We start from the raw sequence: 19,206 nt of genomic DNA, 5'->3' as shown, positions 1-19,206 counted from the left end.
TCGTGACCGGCCCTGGCCGGCCCTGGTCTTATCCTGCGCGGAGCGGTATCGCTACCGCCTTTTCCGCGCCGTCCAAACCCAACCTTACCCCAGCATCCCATGAAAGACACAGGCGTCAATCTGGCCGCGCAAGAGCGGCCCCCCTCTGAACCACCCTCCGACCCGGGCGCCGAGGCGCCGCCGCCGGTGAGCCCTCCGAGGAAGCGCCGTTCGCGCATCTGGCCCATCTTTGCCATCATCGTGCTGGCGCTGATCGCCGGCGTGGCCTGGTTCGTCATGCGCGAAGTGCGCACCTCGGCCCTGCAGGCGGAGTTTTTCACGCGCCTGGACCGCCAGCTGGCCTTCAAGGTCGAGCCTGGCCCGGCACCGGCGGGCGCCATCCGCTATCCGCAGCACGGTCCGTATGACGAGCGTCTCGGCTATGCCAGCCTGCCGGACTTTATCGCCAAGCTGAATGCGCGCGACTATGCCGTCACGGCGCAGGCGCGCATGTCGCCGAAGATGGTGGAACTGGTCGACCGGGGCATCTTTGCCACCTATCACGAGAAAAACCGCGCCGGACTGACCATTCTCGATTGCCGCGCCGCGCCCCTGTTCGCGGCCAGCTATCCCGAGCGCATGTTCGACGGCTTTGCCGAAGCGCCGCCCGCGCTCGTGCAAAGCCTGTTGTTCATCGAAAACCGGGAATTGCTCGACCCGGGCACGCCCGAGCGCAATCCGGCCGTGGAATGGGACCGCCTGAGCAAGGCTGTCTTCGACAAGGCGCTGAACCTGTTTGGCGGCCACCGCAGTGGCGGCGGCAGCACCCTGGCCACGCAGATCGAAAAATACCGCCATTCGGAGGATGGCCGCACCAGTTCCATGCAGGACAAGCTGCTGCAGATGATCTCGGCCAGCCTGCGCGCGTACCAGGATGGCGAAAACACCATGGAAGCGCGGCGCAAGATCGTCGTCAATTACCTCAACACCGTGCCGCTGTCGGCAAAGAGCGGCTTTGGCGAAGTCAACGGCATTGGCGATGGCATGTGGGTCTGGTATGGCCGGCCGTTCGCTGAAGTGAAAACTTTACTCAAAGGTAATATGGACCAGCCGGGCAGCGCGCTGGCCTACAAGCAGGCACTGAGCTTGCTGATCGCGCAGCGCCGTCCTTCGCATTACCTGGTGGCCGGTGGCGCCGACCTGGAAGAATTGACCAACAGCCATCTGCGCCTGCTGGCGCAGGCGGGCGTGATCTCGCCGCAGCTGCGCAATGCGGCCATTGCCGAGAAGCTGCGCCCGTCGACGGCGTCGGGCGTGCAATCGGAAGCGTCGACCTCGTTCGTCACGCGCAAGGCCTCGAATGCCGTGCGCAACCACCTGGCCAGCATGCTCGGCGATCCGCGCCTGTACAACCTCGACCGTCTCGACCTGAAAGTGGTCAGCACGCTCGATGCGCAGGCGCAAAACGCCGTCACCAAGGTCTTGCGCGAATTGCGCGACCCGGAAGTGGCGAAAGCGGCCGGCCTGACGGGCAAAGGCATGCTGGGCAATGGCGACCCGGCCAACGTGGTCTACAGCTTTACCCTGCTGCAAAAGGGAGACCAGGCCAACTTGCTGCGCGTGCAGACGGATAACTACGACCAGCCGCTCGACATCAACGAAGGCGCCAAGCTGGACCTGGGTTCCACGGCCAAGCTGCGCACCCTGGTCACCTACTTGGACATCATCGACCAGTTGCACCAGCGCTACAGCGGCATGGGCGCCGCCGAGCTGAATAAGATCGCCGTCGATCCGAAGGACATGCTGTCGCAGTGGGCGATCGCCTATCTGAAACCGTTGCCGCTCGGTGAGGCGCGCAATTTGGCCGCCATGCTGGCGGCCGCCATGGAACGCAAATATTCGGGCAACCCGGGCGAAGGCTTCTTCACGGGCGGCGGCTTGCACCATTTCGGCAACTTCTCCAAGCTCGACGACAGCCGCATCATGACGGTACAGCAGGCGCTGCGCCAGTCGACCAACCTGGTGTTCGTGCGCCTGATGCGCGACGTGGCCCGCTACTACATGTTTTCGCGCCCCGATTCCTCGGCATCTTTGCTGGCCGATGCGGATGATCCGCGCCGGGCCCAGTACCTGAGCCGTTTTGCCGACAAGGAAGGGCGCGAATTCCTGCACCGCTTCTATCAGAAGTACCGCGGCAAGAGCGTCGACGAGCAGGAAAAGATCCTGTTGGCCAGCATCCGCCCGACGCCCGTGCGCCTGGCAAATATCTTCCGCACCATCAATCCGAAGGGCACGGTGGCGGAATTTGGCGATTTCCTCAACGCCAACTTGCCGTCGCAAAACGAAGTGCCGCCCGAGCGCGTGGCCAGGATGTATCAGCAGTACGCGATGGAAAACTGGTCGCTGGCCGACCGCGGCTATCTCGCCAATGTGCATCCGCTGGAATTGTGGATGGTGGCGTATCTGCGCCAGCACGAAGGTTCTACCCTGTCGCAGATGGTGGCGGCCAGCGAGAAGGAACGCCAGGAAGTCTATAAATGGCTGTTCAACACGCACCGCAAGCATGCGCAGGACCGCCGCATCGCCAACTTGCTGGAAGTGGAAGGCTTCCTGGAAATCCACCGCCAGTGGAAGAAGATGGGCTATCCCTTCGACTCGCTCGTGCCGTCGTATGCGACCACCCTGGGCGCGTCGGCCGACCGTCCCGCCGCGCTGGCCGAGTTGATGGGCATCATCATCAACGATGGCGTGCGCAAGCCGAGCGTGCGCATCGATTCCATGCATTTCGCCGCCAACACGCTGTATGACACCATGGTCAAGCGGGGCAGCAAGGTGGAGGCGGAACAAGTGTTGTCGCCAGACGTGGCACGCGCCGTCGCCAAGGCCATCGGCGAAGTGGTGTCGGACGGCACGGCGAAACGCGCAAAGACGGCGTTCGTCGGCGCCGATGGCGTGCCGATCCCGATGGGCGGCAAGACGGGCACGGGCGACCAGCGCTTCGACGTGTACGGCGCCGGTGGCCGTTTGATCGAGTCGCGCTATGTGAACCGTTCGGCCACGTTCGTGTTCAATATTGGTGAGCGCTTCTACGGCAGCATGACGGCGTATGTGCGGGGGCCGGAATCGAAGAACTACGATTTCACCAGCGCCTTGCCGGTGCAATTGCTGGTGTCCCTGGCGCCAAGCCTGATGCCGCTGATCGAGGCGCCCGCGCCGGCCGAGGGCGTGGCCAGGCAGTGCACGAATTAGCAGTCAGCAGGCAGTGGTAGCAAAATGCCGGTGTCACACCGGCTTTTTTCTAGCCGGCAAACACGGCCGTTTTATCTTCCAGGCGCGCATGATACGCGGCGATGGCAGGATAGTCGGGGCGCTGCATCGGCGCCATCAGCCAGCGTTTGACGGACAGGCCCAGCACGATATCCGCCAGGCTGAAGGCTTCGCCGCAGACGTAGGCGCCCGTGCGCTGCAACTGTTGTTCCAGCACGCCCATCATCTTGTTCCAACCGGCGATACCGGCCGCCAGTTGCGCCGCATCCTGGTGGGCCGGGCTGTGGCGCACCAGCGACATGAAGGCGTAGCGCCAACTGTTGTTGAGGTCGCCCATCTGCCAGTCCATCCATTTTTCCACTTCCGCGCGGGCGCGGGGCGTACTTGGCAGCAAGTCGTCGCGGCCCGCCTGCGCGCACAGGTAGCGGCAAATGGTGTTCGATTCCCACAGCACCAGGTCGCCATCGAGCAGCACGGGCACCATGGCGTTCGGGTTCAAGGCCAGGAAGGCAGGGTCATCCGTGCTGCGAAAGCCGCTGCCCCAGTCTTCGCGTTCATACGGCAGGTCGAGTTCCTCGCAGGTCCACAGGACTTTGCGGACATTGATCGAGGCAGCTTTTCCAAGAATTTTCAGCATGCAGGGGCTCCATAGGCAAGTGGTCGATCCAGCACTGTAGCGGATTTGGTCAGGCCGCGCACGTGAAAGTGCCTTGCATAGTTGGGGTTTTCTTGGCATCGTAGCCACCCATGAAACCTATGCGCCACCACATGTCCAAAATCCTCGCGTTCAGCCGCTTTTCCGTGCGCGACTTCCTCGCCACCGCCGGTCCTACCCTGCTGCTGGTCGGCGCGTTTTGCGCGCTCGCGTACTGGCTGGTCGACCCGGCGCCGCCACGCCAGGTGAGCCTGTCGACGGGGCAGGACAATAGCGCCTATGAAGAGTTCGGCAAGAAATACGCGGCCACCCTGGCCAGGCACGGCATCAAGGTGACCTTGCAGCCGTCGCTGGGCTCGCAGGAAAACCTGCAGCGCCTCAATAACGGCACGACCGATATCGCCTTCGTGCAAAGCGGCTCGACGGAACACGACGATGCCGAGCGGCATGGCTTGATTTCCCTGGGCAGCCTGTTTACGGAACCCGTGTGGCTGTTCCTGCGCGAAGACAAGGCGGTGACGGAACTGACGCAATTGAAGGGCATGAAGATCAACCTGGGGCCGGAAGGCACGGGCGTGCCCGGCCTGTTCCGGCAGTTACTGTCCGTGAATGGCGTCGAAGCCAAGGAATTGACGGTGAGCGACTTGCAAAACACGCCCGCCACGGTGGAGCTGCTGGAAGGGCGCATCGACGGTCTCGTGTTCAGCTCGGCGCCGGAAGCGCCGCTGATCCAGATGCTGCTGCAAACGCCGGGCATCAAGCTGTTTGACTTTTCGCAAGCGGAAGCGTACACGCGGCGCCTGCCTTTCCTCACGCATGTCGTCTTGCCGCGCGGCATAGTCGACCTGGGGCGTAACATTCCCGCGCAGGATTATCACCTGATCGCGCCGACCGCCACCCTAGTCGCGCGCGAAGACTTGCATCCCGCCCTGGTCGACCTGTTCGTGCAGGCGGCGGCCGGCATCCATGGGGGCACGGGCTGGTTCCAGCAGCAGGGGCAGTTCCCATCCGCGCGCTACACGGAAATTCCCGTCGCGCCCGAAGCGCTGAAATTCTACAAGGATGGCGCGCCCGTGCTGCAGCGCTACATGAGTTTCTGGCTGGCCAATTTCTTTGACCGCATGTGGGTGCTGGTGGTGGCCTTGGGCGCCTTGATCCTGCCGCTGTCGCGCGTGGTGCCGCCCCTGTACGTATGGCGCATCCGCTCGCGCGTGTACCGCTGGTACGGCCAGCTGCGCACGGTAGAGCAGGCGCTGGAAGACGTACCGGAAGAGCAGCGCGCGCAAGTGTATGCGGCGCAATTGCAACGGCTGGATCAGATCGAGGAAATGGTCAACCAGATCTCGATTCCCCTGTCGTTTGCCGATGGCCTGTATGGTTTGCGCAGCCACATCAATTTCGTGCGCAAGCGCATCCTGACACTGATGGGCGAGCATCCGGCCCTTGAAGCGGGCGAGCCGGCCTGAGCGCTTAAACGAGGGTGACCGACAGCTTGCGCCCGACCAGTGCGGCGGCCCGCTCCAGGGTGGAGAGCGTCACGTCGCTGCCGGGGTCGAGCAGGCGGTCGAGCTGCGAGCGGCTCGTCTGCAGCAGGGCCGCCATGCGCGTTTTCGATAGCGCTTGTTCCTGCATCGCCTGCATCAGTTGACAGGCGATCACTTCCTTGATGGCGCGGGTTTGCGTGTGCTCGAAGATGCCTTCTTCCTTGAGGAAGTCGTCGAGACTGCTGCCAAGATGGGGAGCGGTGGCATTCATGGCAGTTCCTTGTTGAGTTTGCGGGCCAGCGCCAGGTGGTCGTCCGGCGTGGCGCGGGTTTTCTTGATAAAGCCGTGCAGCGCCACCAGGCAATCGCCGTGATGGCAGATCAGCACGCGAGCGATGCGGTTGCCGGGCAAGCTGCTGCGCACTTCCGACAAGCCTTGCCCCAGGTGGCGGCACAGGGGCATGTCCACGGGCCAGCGCCATTGCGCATGCATCAAGTCCTGCCCGATCGCATGGCGCTCTTCGATGGGCACGGACTTGAGCCAGTCGCGCACGGGTTCGCCGCCATTGCCGTTCGCATAGAACAGCAGGGTAATCTGCGGCAAGCCGGAAGCATCCATGACGCACCTCTACGTTGTACTATATAAGGTACATACTTACAAGGAGAGTCGGCGCCGCTCTTGAGAAAGTCGGGCGCGCATGGATGGTTGTAGCCGATGGCGGGCCGCAGCATGGCCCGCCAGATCAAACACGGTTCAGATAGTCAGGCACCCAGCGTCAGGCGCCCAGCCACGGCAGGCCCGCCTTGCACCAGCCGCTGATCTGCTTGCGGTGGCCGTCCGCGTCCTTGTCGCCCTCAAACCCTTCGAGGATGTCGAAGCAGTTCATGTAGCCGTGCTCGGTCGCCAGCTTGGCGGCATGGCGTGAACGCACGCCGGAGCGGCACAGGAACAGCAGCACTTCATCCTTGCCGGCCTGGGCCGCCAGTTGCGCAAGGAAATCGGGATTCGGCACGCCACCCGGATAGGTGGCCCACTGCACCGCGCCATGCTGGGTATCGGCGATGTCGACCCGGCCGACCCAGTCGCGCTCGGCATTCGTGCGCACGTCGATGAGCTTGGCGGCAGCATCGAGTTGCAGCAAGGCATATGCTTCCTGCGGCGTGACGGCGCCGGCATATGGCGTACCTTCATTGGCCCGGCTGCGGGCGGTGGTCAGGATGTCGGCGGCGGTGGTCATGGCGTCCTCGATGAAAGTGAAAAGGTGTGGTCGATTATAGTGCGCCGTCCGCGCCCCGCAAACGGGAATACTTGGTGCACGGTCGATGCACCACAACGAGGCATTTTTCAGAAATTCACACGGAATGCACGATAATGGTGCGTTATTCGTTTTTTGCACTTGCATAGTGCATTCCTGATGTGACGCAAACGCGCGTAAAAATCGTGGGCAGGAAAACTTTCACAGGGATGGCCGGGTTTTGACCTTGGCGGCCACGTCCGTTCAGAAGCTGGCATGGAATCTGCTATGATCCTTATGAGTTTTGGTGGCACGCAATGTTTGCTTCGCTTCATCAGCCCAGACGCATTAAGGTCGGCTCACCCCACATTCATTTAGGAGATACGCATGGCAATGACAGCCGCAGAAGTCTTGAAGATGGTAGAAGAAAACGAAGTCAAATTCGTTGATTTCCGCTTTGCTGATACCCGTGGTAAAGAGCAGCACGTGACGGTTCCCGTGTCGCACTTCGACATGGACAAATTTGAGTCGGGCCACGCCTTTGACGGTTCTTCGATCGCTGGCTGGAAAGGCATCGAAGCGTCCGACATGATCTTGCTGCCGGATCCAAACACGGCCAATATCGACCCGTTCATGGAAGAAACGACCCTGTTCATGCAGTGCGACGTGATCGAACCGTCGGACGGCAAGGGCTACGACCGCGACCCGCGCTCGATCGCGAAACGCGCCGAAGCCTACCTGAAATCGTCGGGCATGGGCGACACCGCCTACTTCGGCCCTGAGCCAGAATTCTTCATCTTCGACAGCGTGCGCTGGAAGATCGACATGTCGGGCTGCTTCGTCAAGATCGGTTCGGACGAAGGTTCGTGGTCGACCGGCAAGGACATCGAAGGCGGCAACAGCGGCCACCGTCCTACCGTCAAGGGCGGCTACTTCCCGGTGCCACCAGTGGACAGCTTCCAGGACATGCGTTCGGAAATGTGCCTGATCCTGGAATCGCTGGGCATCCCGGTTGAGGTACATCATCACGAAGTGGCCGGCGCCGGTCAGAATGAAATCGGCACCAAGTTCTCGACCCTGGTCGAGCGCGCCGACTGGACGCAAAACCTGAAATACGTGGTGTGGAACGTGGCGCACAGCTATGGCAAGACCGCCACCTTCATGCCGAAACCTATCGTTGGCGACAACGGTTCGGGCATGCACGTGCATCAATCCGTATGGAAAGATGGCAAAAACCTGTTCGCCGGCGACGGCTATGCCGGCCTGTCCGATTTCGCCCTGTACTACATCGGCGGCATCATCAAGCACGCCAAGGCACTGAACGCGATCACCAACCCTGGCACCAACTCGTACAAGCGTCTGGTACCAGGCTACGAAGCTCCAGTGAAACTGGCGTACTCGGCGAAAAACCGTTCCGCCTCGATCCGCATCCCGCACGTGGCCAATCCAAAAGGCCGCCGCGTCGAAGCGCGCTTCCCGGATCCACTGGCGAACCCGTACCTGTGCTTCGCCGCACTGCTGATGGCTGGCCTGGACGGCGTTGCCAACAAGATCCATCCGGGCGAAGCCGCCTCGAAAGATCTGTACCATCTGCCGCCAGAAGAAGACGCACTGATCCCGACCGTGTGCGCTTCGCTGGAAGAAGCACTGGAAGCCCTGGACAAGGACCGCGAGTTCCTGACCCGTGGCGGCGTGTTCAGCGATTCGATGATCGACGCTTACCTGGAACTGAAAATGCAGGACGTACAGCGCATGCGCATGACCACGCATCCTGCTGAGTTCGACATGTACTACTCGCTGTAATGGCGCCACGCCGGCAACGTGCCGGTAGTGAATAAGAACGCGGGTGAGGCGATGGTCTTGCCCGCGTTTTTTTATGCAGTACGCCAAGGTGGTGATCGTGCGGTGTTGTATAGTCGGCCCAGGAACGATGCGGCATGTGCCGACAGGAGTGAAGATTGACCAAGCATTACAGAATGGCGCTGATGGCAGGATTGCTGGGCGCGGCGGCCCAGGCGCACGGGCAGCTGTATGTCTGCGCCGATGCACAGGGACACAAGACGTACACGGACAGGAGTGCTGGCAAGCATTGCCAGTTGCTCGATCTGCCGGGCGCCATGACGGAGCCGCCGCGCAAGACGGCGCCGCTGGCTGGCGCGCGGCCCACCGTGCAGGCGGCGGCCACGGCGGCGCCTGCCGCCGGCGCGTTTCCCAGGGTCGATGGCGCCGAGCAGCGCGCGCGCGACCTGGACCGGCGCCAGATCCTGCAGGACGAATTGCGCAGCGAAGAGCAGAAGCTGGCGGCGCAGCGCCTGGAATTGAACGGCGGCCAGCCCGAGCGCCAGGGCAATGAGCGCAACTATGCGAAATACCAGGAACGGGTGGCGCAGTTGAAGGACAACATTGGCCGGACACAGCAGAACGTCGAGGCCCTGAAACGCGAGATCGCGAATATTCGGTAAAGCACATGACACTAGACAACCACTCCAGCCGTCCGGCCCACCTGGCCGGCCTTGATCTGCTGGCCTCGGCCGTGATCCTGCTCGACGGCGACGGGCGCATCGGCTATGCCAACGCGGCGGCGGAAAACCTGCTGGAAAGCTCATTGAAAGCCCTGTCGCGGCAAAAGCTGACGGCCCTGTTCCTCAATCCCGAGGAGCTGGCCGGCATTTGCGCGCAGGCGCTCGAACACAAGTTTTCCGACTTGCGCCAGGACCTGAGCCTGGAGCGCCTGGGGCGCGAGCCGCTGCGCGTGCACAGCATCGTCAGCGCGCTCGACGCGCCGCGCGACGGCGTGCTGATCGAGCTGCGCGAAAACGTGCAGCAGTTAAAGCTCGACCGCGAGGAGCGCATCCTCGACCAGAGCCAGGTCAACAAGGAGCTGATCCGTAACCTGGCGCATGAAATCAAGAACCCGCTGGGCGGCATCCGCGGCGCGGCCCAGTTGCTGGAGCTGGAATTGCCGGCCCTGCACCTGAGCGAGCTGCGCGAATACACGCAAGTCATCATCAAGGAGGCGGACCGGCTGCAGACCCTGGTCGACCGCCTGCTGGCGCCGCACCGCCGCCCGCATATCGTGGGCGACGTGAATATCCACGAGGTGTGCGAGCGGGTGCGCAGCCTGATCCTGGCCGAGTTTCCCAGTGGTCTGACCATTTCGCGCGATTATGACGCGTCGATCCCCGAATTTCGCGGCGACAAGGAACAATTGATACAGACCGTGCTCAACATCGCGCACAACGCGGCGCAGGCGCTGGCCGAGCGCATCGAGGCGGGCGATGCGGAGCTGATTTTCAAGACCCGCGTGGCGCGCCAGGTGACCCTGGCCAAGGTCCGTTACGGCCTGGCATTAGACTTGCATATCATTGACAATGGACCGGGCATCGCACCCCAGATCCGCGACCGGATTTTCTACCCGCTGGTGTCGGGCAGGGAAGGCGGCAGCGGGCTGGGACTGACCTTGGCGCAAACCTTCGTGCAACAGCACCTGGGCGTGATCGAGTGCGAAAGCCGGCCTGGATACACCGATTTCAGGATCGTTCTCCCCTTGCCATAAGCGAGGCAGTATCCCACCCATGAAATCCATTGCGGGACGCACACACTAATGAAGCCAATCTGGATAGTTGACGACGACGAATCAATCCGCTGGGTGCTGGAAAAAGCCCTGGCGCGGGAAAATCTCGCCACCAAGAGTTTTGCCAATGCGCGCGACGCCATCGCCGCACTGGAATTTGACACGCCGCAAGTGCTCGTGTCCGATATCCGCATGCCGGGCGCCTCCGGCCTGGAATTGCTGCAGACGGTCAAGTCGCGTTTTCCTGGCCTGCCGGTCATCATTATTACCGCCTTTTCCGACCTCGATTCGGCCGTCGCGGCTTTCCAGGGCGGCGCCTTTGAATACCTGGCCAAGCCGTTTGACATCGACAAGGCTGTCGAGTTGATCCGCCGCGCGCTGGAAGAAAGCCTGCGCGAGACGAGCGTCGAGTCGGGACCGTCGGAAACGCCGGAAATCCTCGGCCAGGCGCCTGCCATGCAGGAAGTCTTCCGCGCCATCGGCCGCCTGTCGCAATCGAACGTGACGGTGCTCATCACGGGCGAATCCGGTTCCGGCAAGGAACTCGTGGCGCGCGCGCTGCACAAGCACAGCCCGCGCGCGGCGCAGCCGTTCATCGCCCTGAACACGGCGGCGATCCCGAAGGATTTGCTGGAGTCGGAACTGTTCGGCCATGAACGGGGGGCGTTTACGGGCGCGCAGACGACGCGCCGGGGCCGCTTCGAGCAGGCCGAGAACGGCACTTTGTTCCTTGATGAAATCGGCGACATGCCGTTCGACCTGCAGACGCGCTTGCTGCGCGTGCTGTCCGACGGCCATTTCTATCGCGTCGGCGGGCATCAGCCGATGAAGGCGAACGTGCGCGTGATTACGGCCACGCACCAGAACCTCGAGCAGCGCGTGCGCGACGGCCTGTTCCGCGAAGACTTGTATCACCGCCTGAACGTGATCCGCCTGCGCCTGCCCAGTTTGCGGGAGCGGCGCGAGGATATCCCCATCCTGGTGCGCCACTTTCTGGTGCAAAGCGCGCGCCAGTTGGGCGTGGAAGCCAAGCGCATGAGCGAACCGACGATGCAGTTTCTCAGCAGCCTCGATTTGCCCGGCAATGTGCGCCAGCTGGAAAACCTGTGCAACTGGATCACTGTCATGGCGCCGGGCCAGACGGTGGAAATCAAGGACTTGCCGCTGGAATTGACGCAGGGGCAGGGCGATGGCGGGGCCACTGCGGCGGCGGGCGAGGCGGCGCCGGCGGCCGTTGCCCAGCCGCACGGCGGGCAGGTGTTCGAGGCCGCCACGCCCGCCAGCGGCGCGCCGCCGGGCTGGATTGGCTTACTGGAATTGCAGGCGGCCGGCATGCTGGGCGCGGGGCAGCAGGAAGTCATGGCCGTGCTGGGGCGGCAATTCGAGTCGGCCCTGATCAAGACGGCGCTCAAGCATACGCACGGGCGCAAGAATGACGCCGCCGTGCGCCTGGGCATTGGCCGCAACACCATCACCCGCAAGATCTCCGAACTGGGCATCGACGGCGCCAAGGACGACTGATTGCCGTCCGGACGGGGCCGTGCCCCGTCCGCTCCCCCTCCCGGTGTCCCATGCACGCCACAACACACACAGCAGGCGATAAGGTAAGCTGGCGCCTGCCGGACTGTTTCGTCCGGTGTTAACTTGAACTGTGGAATAGCATGCTCATAAACTGCGTGGCCTACCAGGATGGCAAAAAACTGGCCGACTTGCCGATTGACGACATCAGCGATTACGTCGAGCGGCCCGATTGCTTCGTCTGGGTCGCCCTGCTCGACGCCACGCCGGCTGAGCTGAAACAGATGCAGCACGAGTTTTGTCTGCATGAATTGGCCGTCGAGGATGCGCAGCGGGGCCACCAGCGTCCGAAGATCGAGGAATATGGCGACTCCCTGTTTGCCGTCGTGAAAACCGTGGAAATGGTTGAAAATGAGCTGGTGCTGGGCGAAGTCGACATTTTTGTTGGCGCCAATTACGTGCTTTCGTCGCGCAGCAACAGTTCGCAAGGTTTCCTCGGCGTGCGCGCGCGCGCCGAGCGCGAACCGCACTTGCTGCGCCAGGGCTCGGCCTTCGTGCTGTACGCGTTGATGGACGCCGTCGTCGACCGCTACTTTCCCGTGCTCGACGCCCTCGAATCGGAGCTGGAACTGATCGAGGACCGCATCTTCGACCGGGGTACCGAGCGCGACAATATCGAACGGCTGTACCAGTTGAAACGCAAGGTCATGGTTTTGCGCCACGTGGTGGCGCCCCTGATGGAAGCGGTGGGCAAGCTGCACGGCGGGCGCGTGCCACCGCTATGCCACGATACCCAGGAGTATTTCCGCGACGTGCACGACCACCTGGCACGCATCAATGGCACGCTCGACACCATCCGCGACACCATCAGCACGGCGATCCAGGTGAATCTGTCGATGGTGGCCATCGACGAGAGCGAAGTGAACAAGCAACTGGCGGCCTGGGCCGCTATTTTCGCCGTGTTTACGGCGTTTGCCGGCATCTGGGGCATGAACTTCAAGTTCATGCCGGAGCTGGATTGGCATTATGGCTATCCGGCCGCCGTGGCAGTGATGAGCTGTGTCTGCGGTTATATGTATTACTTGTTCAAGCGTTCCGGCTGGCTGTAAAAAATTCCTGTGTATCTGTATTATTAAACAATAGGCAGGGGTACAATCGCGGCAGGTCCGCTGGGGTGGATCATGGCTGAGAGTCGCCGCGCCGGCAGGTGTGCTTGCGTTTCCGGTGCCGTGCAGGAGCATTCATGAGTATTCCGTTGTTTGATGTGAATTCGCAAGAACCCCTGTTCGATCCCGAGCAGCGGCGCACCCTGGCGGAAGCGGCCCTGCGCTCGATTACCGCCTCGACGGCGCACGCCCGTGGCGACGACTTCCTGCGCATTCTCGTCAAGGACCTGGCCGAAGCGCTCGACGTGCACTATGTGATCGCCGGGCGCCTGGTGCGCCTGGACGATGGTAGCGAAGGCATCCGCACCCTGGCCCTGTGGGGCGGCGACGGCTACCAGCCGAATATCGAATACAGCTTGCAGCACACGCCTTGCCAGGACGTGACCTGTCAGAGCATGTGTTTTCATGGCAGCGATATCCAGCGTCGCTTTCCATTCGATAGTCTCCTTGTCGACATGCAGGCGGAAAGCTATGTTGGCATGCCGCTGATCGATACCGACGGCAAGACCCTGGGCATCCTGTCGGCCATCGACACGCGGCCCATCGATGAAAACAAGCGCTTGCTGGCGCTGTTGCTGCTGTCGATCTTCTCGGCCCGCAGCGCGGCCGAGCTGCAGCACCAGGAGCGCACGCAGCAGCTGGAAGAAATCGTGCGCGTGCGTACTGAATCACTGTTGGCGGCGCAAGCCAACCTGATCGAGCAGGAGCAGATGGCAGCCCTCGGCTCGCTGGTGGCCGGTGTCTCGCATGAGGTCAACACGCCCATCGGCGTGGCGCTGACGGCGGCCTCGAGCATGGGCAGCTATGCCGACCAGCTGGTGCAGCTGTTGGGCGGCGCCAAGGTCAGCCGTGCCGAACTGGTCGACATTGCCGCATCGCTGAAAGGCGCGGCGGCCCTGATCGAGCGCAACCTGGCGCGCGCCGCTGACCTGATCGGCAATTTCAAGCAGCTGGCCGTGGACCAGGTCAGCGAATACGTGGCCGACCTGGCACTGCACGACTATGTGCACGGCCTGGTATCGGCGCACAGCCCGGAACTGCGCAAGGCGGCGCTGGGCGTGGAACTCGACATCGCGCCCGATTGCCAGGTGCGTCTGGCGGCCGGCAAGCTGTCGCAAATTATCTCGAACCTGCTGATGAACAGCGCCCGCCACGGTTATCCGCAGGGCGGGCCGGGGCGCATCACGATACGCGCGCGCATCGAGGCGGACGACACCGACGCGGCCGCGCGCTGGCTGCTGCTGGATTTTTCCGACGACGGCATCGGCCTGGCGCCGGCCGTGCGCGAACACATGTTTGAACCGTTTTTCACCACCAAGCGGGGCCAGGGCGGCTCCGGCCTGGGCATGCACATCGTCTACACCATCGTGCAGCAACTGGGCGGCCAGGTGTGCGCCATCGACAGCAGTCCCGGCTGTCATATACAGATCAGGCTGCCGCTGGCCTCCCGGCAGGCGTGAAAAAACCTCACTGACATAGTGCAGCGACGCTGATTCCTGGTGCATACCGTACACCATCATTGTGCAAAACAGTATTACTGAATTAGAAATTGTTGTTTTTTATTCCTGCGCTCAGTGCATCGTTGACACCTTCCAATTCCGCGTGTTTTGATGTTTCATTAAGGTTCAGTTTGCCAACGGCAACGGGGCCTTTGACCGGTAGTGGCATGGCGGCTATGCATCATTCATTAAATTCGGGCAGCCCTTTTGCGGAGGCCAGGGTGCGGTTTTCATAACGATAAAGAATGTTAATGAGCACATAGCCGCCCTGCACAGAGCGCCGCATCCGCAGTTCGGTGGCGCCGAGTTCACATGATAAAAATGCAATAAAAAACTATATCAAGGGGAGTTTGCAATGATGATGGAAACAGTCTTGTCTCGTTCTTTGCGTTTGATGTTTACGGGTAGCGCCGTCGTCGCTGGCCTGACCATGCTGGCCCAGCCAGCCCTGGCACAACAGAGCGATGCACCCATGCAGCGTGTCGAAGTCACCGGCTCCGCCATTAAACGGATCGATGGTGAAACCTCGGTACCGATCACCATCATGAAAATGGATGACCTGAAAAAACAGGGCATTACCACCATCGAGCAAGTCATGTCGAACCTGAGCGCCTCGCAGGCATCGCAAGGCACCAGCCAAGTCGTTGGCTTGGGTACTGGCGGCGCGTCGTTCGCCGATTTGCGCGGTATTGGCGCAAACAAGACCCTCGTCTTGCTCAACGGCCGGCGCATGGCCAACAATGCGCTCGACAGCTCGGCGCCCGACTTGAATATGATCCCGTTTGCCGCGCTCGAACGCGTCGAAGTGTTGCGCGATGGGGCGTCGTCGCTGTACGGCAGCGATGCCGTCGGTGGCGTGATTAACTTCATCACGCGCAAGGACTTCCAGGGGGGCATCGTCAGCATCGGTGGCGATATGCCGGAACAATCGGGGGGCTTCTCCAAGAATGCGAATGTCGGTTTCGGCTATGGCGACCTGGATAAGGATGGCTTCAATATTTTCGGTATGCTCGATACCCAGAGCCAGCGTGCCGTTACCGGTACCCAGCGCAATTACAACAAGCGCTATCCAGGTGGCATTTCGCCTACCACCAGTCCCGCCAATTACTATCAGGATGACCTGACCGGCAATCCGACCGCGCCTAGTTGCGCTGCGGGCACCTTCCTGGTACCTGGTGGCGATGGTCTCAGCTGCAATATGTCGACCTCGAACTTCGTGGACTATGTACCGAAAAGCAAGCGCACGACCGGCTTGCTCAAAGGCGTCTTGAAGCTGAACGCGAATCACGAGATAAGCCTTGAATACCTGAACAGCGAAAGCAAGGTCTACAGCGCAATCGCCCCTGTGCCGTATGGTGGCCTTCGCCAGAACCGTACGCGTCTCGATGGTTCGCCGAATCCGTACTACCCGGGCAATGGCAATTTCACGCCGAATATTCCGCTCGATGCCAACTACGTCGATCCCAACTTCATGCCTGCCGGTGTCAATCCTGGCTTCGTGAACGTCAAATGGCGCGATTTGCCGAACGGTTCGCGCGCTGATGAAAATATCAACAAGCAACAGCGTTTCGTCGCTGGCTTGAACGGCAACCTCGCTGGCTGGGATTACAACGCGGCGCTGACCTTTAATGAAAACAAGGTCGCTGTGAATTTGATGGGCTACAGCGATGGTGGCATTATCACGAAGGGTGTCTTGAACGGCATCATCAATCCATACGGCGAGCAAGATGCGGCCGGCATGGCCTTGATCGAAAGTGCGGCATTGAACGGCAACGTTCGCAACGCCAAGGGCACGACCAAGGTCGCCGACTTCAATGCAAGCCGGGAGCTGGGCGACTGGCTGGGCGCTGGCCGCGCTGCCGCTCTGGCCGTGGGTGCGCAAGTGGGACATGAAAAATTCCTCAGCACTGCCAATTCGGAATATGCTGCCAAGGTCGTTGCCAGTACCGGTATTGATCCGAACACGCATGATGAAGGTTCGCGCACCACGCAAGCCGTGTATGCCGAGTTGAACGTGCCTATCCTCAAGACACTGGACGTGACTGCCGCCGTGCGCTATGACCGTTACAGCGATTTCGGCAATACGACCAACCCGAAAGTGGCGTTCCGTTTCCAGCCGACAAAAGAAGTGCTGTTCCGCGGTTCGTATTCGACCGGTTTCCGCGCGCCATCGCTGTATGAGATCAATTCTTCGCAAACGTACACCAATACCAGCCAGCGTGACGACCCAGTTAATTGCCCGAATGGTACCCCATTGCCTGGCAAGCCAAAGGCAACGAATTGCGAACAGCAATTCCAGGCATTGTTTGGAGGCAATAAAAAGCTGTCGCCTGAAGAGTCGCGCAACATTACTGTGGGTGTCGTATTTGAACCGGTCGCCAACCTGAGCATCGGCATCGATTACTGGGATATCAAGCTCGATCATTCGATCGGTGCCCTGCAGGAAGACGATGTGTTTGGCGACCCGGTTACCTACGCTGCCGTGTACCACCGCACGGCGAACGGCAACCTGGCTACCGACGGTTCACAATGTCCGAATCCGGCCACTTGCGGCTATGTCGACCTGCGTACCCAGAACCTGGGTGGCGTGAAGACCCGCGGCCTCGACTTGAGCGTCAACTACCGTTTGCGCACCAGCGACTTCGGCACTTTCGCCCTGATCACCAACAGCACTTACGTCAACAAGTACGATTATCAAAGTGCCGAAGGCGGTAAATGGAAACAGAATGTGGGTGTCTTCTCCGGCTCCGGTCCGATCTTCCGCTGGCAGCATACGGCGAGCGTGAACTGGAACAGCGGTATCTTTAGTGCCGGCATGTCGGGTCATTACAAGTCTGGCTACCTGGATCAGGATGAAGAGAACAAAGTGGCGTCCTATACCACCTTTGACGCTTTCGGTACGGTTGCCGCCACCAAGAACGTGACCCTGACCGCCGGTGTGCGCAATCTGTTCGACCGCGAACCGCCACTGAGCTATCAAACCAACACCTTCCAGGCTGGCTATGATCCACGCTACGCGGACGCCATTGGCCGTACCGTGTATCTGCGCGGCAGCTATACGTTCTAAGTCTGTTGCAGGCTGAAAGCTAAAACGCCCGGGTGAAAACCCGGGCGTTTTTTTGCCTGGCCGTGCGGCACGGCAGTCGTTGCTTATTTTCCGCGTGCCGCCATCGACAGCGCCACCGCCTCTGCCACCTTGATGCCATCGACGGCCGCCGACAGGATGCCGCCCGCATAGCCGGCGCCTTCGCCTGCGGGGAACAGGCCCCGCGTGTTCAGGCTTTGCAGGTTGTCGTCGCGGCGCTTGATGCGGATCGGCGACGAGGTGCGCGTTTCCACGCCCGTCAGCACGGCGTCGGCCTTGTAATAGCCCTTGATCTGCTTGTTGAACGCCGGGAACGCTTCGCGCAGGGCCGTGATGGCGTACTCGGGCAAGGATGGCGCCAGATCCGTCAAGTGCACGGCCGGCTTGTACGATGGCACCACGCTGCCAAATTCGGTCGAGGCGCGGCCGGCCACGAAGTCGCCCACCAATTGGCCCGGGGCATCGTAATTGCCGCCGCCCAGGGCAAACGCGCGCTCTTCCAGTTCGCGTTGCAGGGCGATGCCGGCCAGCGGGTCGCCCGGATAGTCGGCCGGCGTGATGCCGACGACGATGGCGCTGTTGGCGTTGCGCTCGTTGCGCGAATACTGGCTCATGCCGTTCGTCACCAGGCGGCCCGGTTCCGAGGCGGCCGCCACCACCGTGCCGCCCGGACACATGCAGAAGCTGTAGACGGAACGGCCATTGCTGGCGTGGTGCACCAGCTTGTAGTCGGCCGCACCCAGGATCGGGTGGCCGGCGCTGGGGCCGAAGCGGCAGCTGTCGATCAAGGATTGCGGGTGTTCCACGCGGAAACCGATCGAAAACGGTTTCGCTTCGATGTACACGCCGCGGCGGTGCAGCATTTCGAAGGTGTCGCGCGCGCTGTGGCCGATGGCCAGCACGACGTGGTTGCTGGCGATGGTTTCGCCATTGTCCAGCACCACGCCACGCACCTGGCCGCCGTCCGCACCGGGCACGATGTCGAGATCGACCACTTTGCTGCTGAAACGGTATTCGCCGCCCAGCTGCTCGATGTTTGCGCGCATTTCTTCCACCATCTTGACCAGGCGGAAGGTGCCGATGTGCGGCTTGCTCACATACATGATTTCTTCGGGCGCGCCCGCCTTGACGAATTCCGTCAGCACCTTGCGGCCGTAGTGCTTGGGATCCTTGATCTGGCTGTACAGCTTGCCGTCGGAGAAGGTGCCGGCGCCGCCTTCGCCGAACTGCACGTTCGACTCGGGATTGAGCTCGCGCTTGCGCCAGAAGCCGAAGGTGTCGACCGTGCGTTCGCGCACCTGCTTGCCGCGTTCCAGGATGAGGGGGCGCAAGCCCATCTGCGCCAGGATCAGCGCCACGAACAGGCCGCAGGGGCCCGTGCCGATGACGATGGGACGCGGCTCAGTGCTGTGGCCGGCCAGCTGTTCGCCGCCGGCGACGAATTTGTAGTCGGTATCGGGCGCGGGCATCAGGTGCACATCGTGCTGCAGGCGCGCCAGCACGGCCGCTTCATTCCTGACGTCAACATGCAGCGAGTAAATCAACACCACGGCGCTGCGCTTGCGCGCGTCATAGCTGCGCTTGAAGACGGTAAAGCCGAGCAGGTCGGCGGCGGCGATGCCCAGGCGTGCCAGGATGGCGGCGGGCAGGGCCGCTTCGTCGTGTTCGAGGGGGAGTTTTACTTCGTTGAGTCGCAACATGGTGTGTAGTCTTAAAAATTGCCGGGCTCCGTATCTAGCGGAGAG

Annotated in this window: 14 protein-coding genes; 9 read left to right on the top strand and 5 right to left on the bottom strand. The window is 61.7% G+C overall.

Annotated elements, in window-relative coordinates; translation table 11 throughout:
- The first annotated feature begins 99 nt into the window (after window positions 1-99).
- Entirely contained in the window at window positions 100-3,228 is a 3,129-nt protein-coding gene (locus tag AC54AF_RS09735; protein WP_496636382.1) for a transglycosylase domain-containing protein, read from the top strand.
- Between the two features lie 49 nt (window positions 3,229-3,277).
- On the opposite strand, the gene AC54AF_RS09730 is transcribed toward AC54AF_RS09735, so the two are convergent.
- Window positions 3,278-3,883 carry a glutathione S-transferase family protein gene (locus tag AC54AF_RS09730; protein ID WP_496636381.1) on the bottom strand — a complete coding sequence of 202 codons (606 nt, stop codon included), beginning with the start codon at window positions 3,881-3,883 and terminating at the stop codon, window positions 3,278-3,280.
- 131 nt (window positions 3,884-4,014) lie between these two features.
- Between AC54AF_RS09730 and AC54AF_RS09725 the strand changes: the two genes are divergently transcribed.
- Window positions 4,015-5,367, top strand: coding sequence for a TAXI family TRAP transporter solute-binding subunit (locus AC54AF_RS09725; protein WP_496636380.1), 1,353 nt, complete (start codon window positions 4,015-4,017; stop codon window positions 5,365-5,367).
- Window positions 5,368-5,371: 4 nt separating this feature from the next.
- Here the strand turns inward: AC54AF_RS09725 and AC54AF_RS09720 are convergent, their stop codons facing one another.
- The 3 genes from AC54AF_RS09720 to AC54AF_RS09710 form a co-directional block, all read right to left on the bottom strand.
- The gene (locus tag AC54AF_RS09720; RefSeq protein ID WP_496636379.1) at window positions 5,372-5,656 is read right to left on the bottom strand and encodes a Fis family transcriptional regulator; all 285 of its coding nucleotides are present in this window, start codon (window positions 5,654-5,656) and stop codon (window positions 5,372-5,374) included.
- Window positions 5,653-6,003 carry a type II toxin-antitoxin system RelE/ParE family toxin gene (locus AC54AF_RS09715; protein WP_496636378.1) on the bottom strand — a complete coding sequence of 117 codons (351 nt, stop codon included), beginning with the start codon at window positions 6,001-6,003 and terminating at the stop codon, window positions 5,653-5,655. Before AC54AF_RS09715 ends, AC54AF_RS09720 begins: the two co-directional genes overlap by 4 nt.
- Before the next feature lie 157 nt (window positions 6,004-6,160).
- Entirely contained in the window at window positions 6,161-6,622 is a 462-nt protein-coding gene (locus AC54AF_RS09710) for a rhodanese-like domain-containing protein (RefSeq protein WP_496636377.1), read from the bottom strand.
- A 384-nt stretch (window positions 6,623-7,006) separates the two neighbouring features.
- Here AC54AF_RS09710 and glnA point away from each other — a divergent pair, with 384 nt between their 5' ends.
- The 7 genes from glnA to AC54AF_RS09675 all read left to right on the top strand — a co-directional run bounded on the left by glnA (window position 7,007) and on the right by AC54AF_RS09675 (window position 17,443).
- Window positions 7,007-8,422 (top strand): type I glutamate--ammonia ligase, encoded by a 1,416-nt coding sequence (glnA, locus tag AC54AF_RS09705; protein ID WP_070219258.1) that lies wholly within the window; start codon window positions 7,007-7,009, stop codon window positions 8,420-8,422.
- A gap of 155 nt (window positions 8,423-8,577) precedes the next feature.
- Window positions 8,578-9,081 carry a DUF4124 domain-containing protein gene (locus tag AC54AF_RS09700; protein WP_496636376.1) on the top strand — a complete coding sequence of 168 codons (504 nt, stop codon included), beginning with the start codon at window positions 8,578-8,580 and terminating at the stop codon, window positions 9,079-9,081.
- 5 nt (window positions 9,082-9,086) lie between these two features.
- The gene (gene glnL / locus AC54AF_RS09695) at window positions 9,087-10,175 is read left to right on the top strand and encodes a nitrogen regulation protein NR(II) (RefSeq protein ID WP_496636375.1); all 1,089 of its coding nucleotides are present in this window, start codon (window positions 9,087-9,089) and stop codon (window positions 10,173-10,175) included.
- A 48-nt stretch (window positions 10,176-10,223) separates the two neighbouring features.
- On the top strand, window positions 10,224-11,714 hold the full coding sequence (gene ntrC, locus AC54AF_RS09690; RefSeq protein WP_496636374.1) for a nitrogen regulation protein NR(I): 1,491 nt from the start codon (window positions 10,224-10,226) through the stop codon (window positions 11,712-11,714).
- A gap of 140 nt (window positions 11,715-11,854) precedes the next feature.
- A complete protein-coding gene (gene corA / locus AC54AF_RS09685; RefSeq protein ID WP_131688820.1) occupies window positions 11,855-12,820 on the top strand; it encodes a magnesium/cobalt transporter CorA in 966 nt (321 codons plus the stop codon).
- 134 nt (window positions 12,821-12,954) lie between these two features.
- On the top strand, window positions 12,955-14,337 hold the full coding sequence (locus AC54AF_RS09680; protein WP_496636373.1) for a GAF domain-containing sensor histidine kinase: 1,383 nt from the start codon (window positions 12,955-12,957) through the stop codon (window positions 14,335-14,337).
- A 412-nt stretch (window positions 14,338-14,749) separates the two neighbouring features.
- The gene (locus AC54AF_RS09675; RefSeq protein WP_496636372.1) at window positions 14,750-17,443 is read left to right on the top strand and encodes a TonB-dependent receptor; all 2,694 of its coding nucleotides are present in this window, start codon (window positions 14,750-14,752) and stop codon (window positions 17,441-17,443) included.
- 83 nt (window positions 17,444-17,526) lie between these two features.
- On the opposite strand, the gene AC54AF_RS09670 is transcribed toward AC54AF_RS09675, so the two are convergent.
- Window positions 17,527-19,161: an NAD(P)/FAD-dependent oxidoreductase gene (locus tag AC54AF_RS09670; RefSeq protein WP_496636371.1), complete on the bottom strand. Its 1,635-nt coding sequence runs from the start codon at window positions 19,159-19,161 to the stop codon at window positions 17,527-17,529.
- Between the last annotated feature and the right edge of the window lie 45 nt (window positions 19,162-19,206).

This window comes from Janthinobacterium sp. JF4 (assembly GCF_059617925.1).
Note: the sequence above shows the minus strand (reverse complement) of the source record. Positions and strands in the feature narration are given on the sequence as shown.

What these genes read in the sequence shown, in the direction of transcription:
- AC54AF_RS09735 (WP_496636382.1), top strand. Translation starts at nt 100, where the DNA reads ATGAAAGACACAGGCGTCAATCTGGCCGCGCAAGAGCGGCCCCCCTCT.
- AC54AF_RS09730 (WP_496636381.1), bottom strand. Translation starts at nt 3,883, where the DNA reads ATGCTGAAAATTCTTGGAAAAGCTGCCTCGATCAATGTCCGCAAAGTC.
- AC54AF_RS09725 (WP_496636380.1), top strand. Translation starts at nt 4,015, where the DNA reads ATGTCCAAAATCCTCGCGTTCAGCCGCTTTTCCGTGCGCGACTTCCTC.
- AC54AF_RS09710 (WP_496636377.1), bottom strand. Translation starts at nt 6,622, where the DNA reads ATGACCACCGCCGCCGACATCCTGACCACCGCCCGCAGCCGGGCCAAT.
- AC54AF_RS09670 (WP_496636371.1), bottom strand. Translation starts at nt 19,161, where the DNA reads ATGTTGCGACTCAACGAAGTAAAACTCCCCCTCGAACACGACGAAGCG.
- ntrC (WP_496636374.1), top strand. Translation starts at nt 10,224, where the DNA reads ATGAAGCCAATCTGGATAGTTGACGACGACGAATCAATCCGCTGGGTG.
- AC54AF_RS09720 (WP_496636379.1), bottom strand. Translation starts at nt 5,656, where the DNA reads ATGAATGCCACCGCTCCCCATCTTGGCAGCAGTCTCGACGACTTCCTC.
- glnL (WP_496636375.1), top strand. Translation starts at nt 9,087, where the DNA reads ATGACACTAGACAACCACTCCAGCCGTCCGGCCCACCTGGCCGGCCTT.
- corA (WP_131688820.1), top strand. Translation starts at nt 11,855, where the DNA reads ATGCTCATAAACTGCGTGGCCTACCAGGATGGCAAAAAACTGGCCGAC.
- AC54AF_RS09680 (WP_496636373.1), top strand. Translation starts at nt 12,955, where the DNA reads ATGAGTATTCCGTTGTTTGATGTGAATTCGCAAGAACCCCTGTTCGAT.
- glnA (WP_070219258.1), top strand. Translation starts at nt 7,007, where the DNA reads ATGGCAATGACAGCCGCAGAAGTCTTGAAGATGGTAGAAGAAAACGAA.
- AC54AF_RS09715 (WP_496636378.1), bottom strand. Translation starts at nt 6,003, where the DNA reads ATGGATGCTTCCGGCTTGCCGCAGATTACCCTGCTGTTCTATGCGAAC.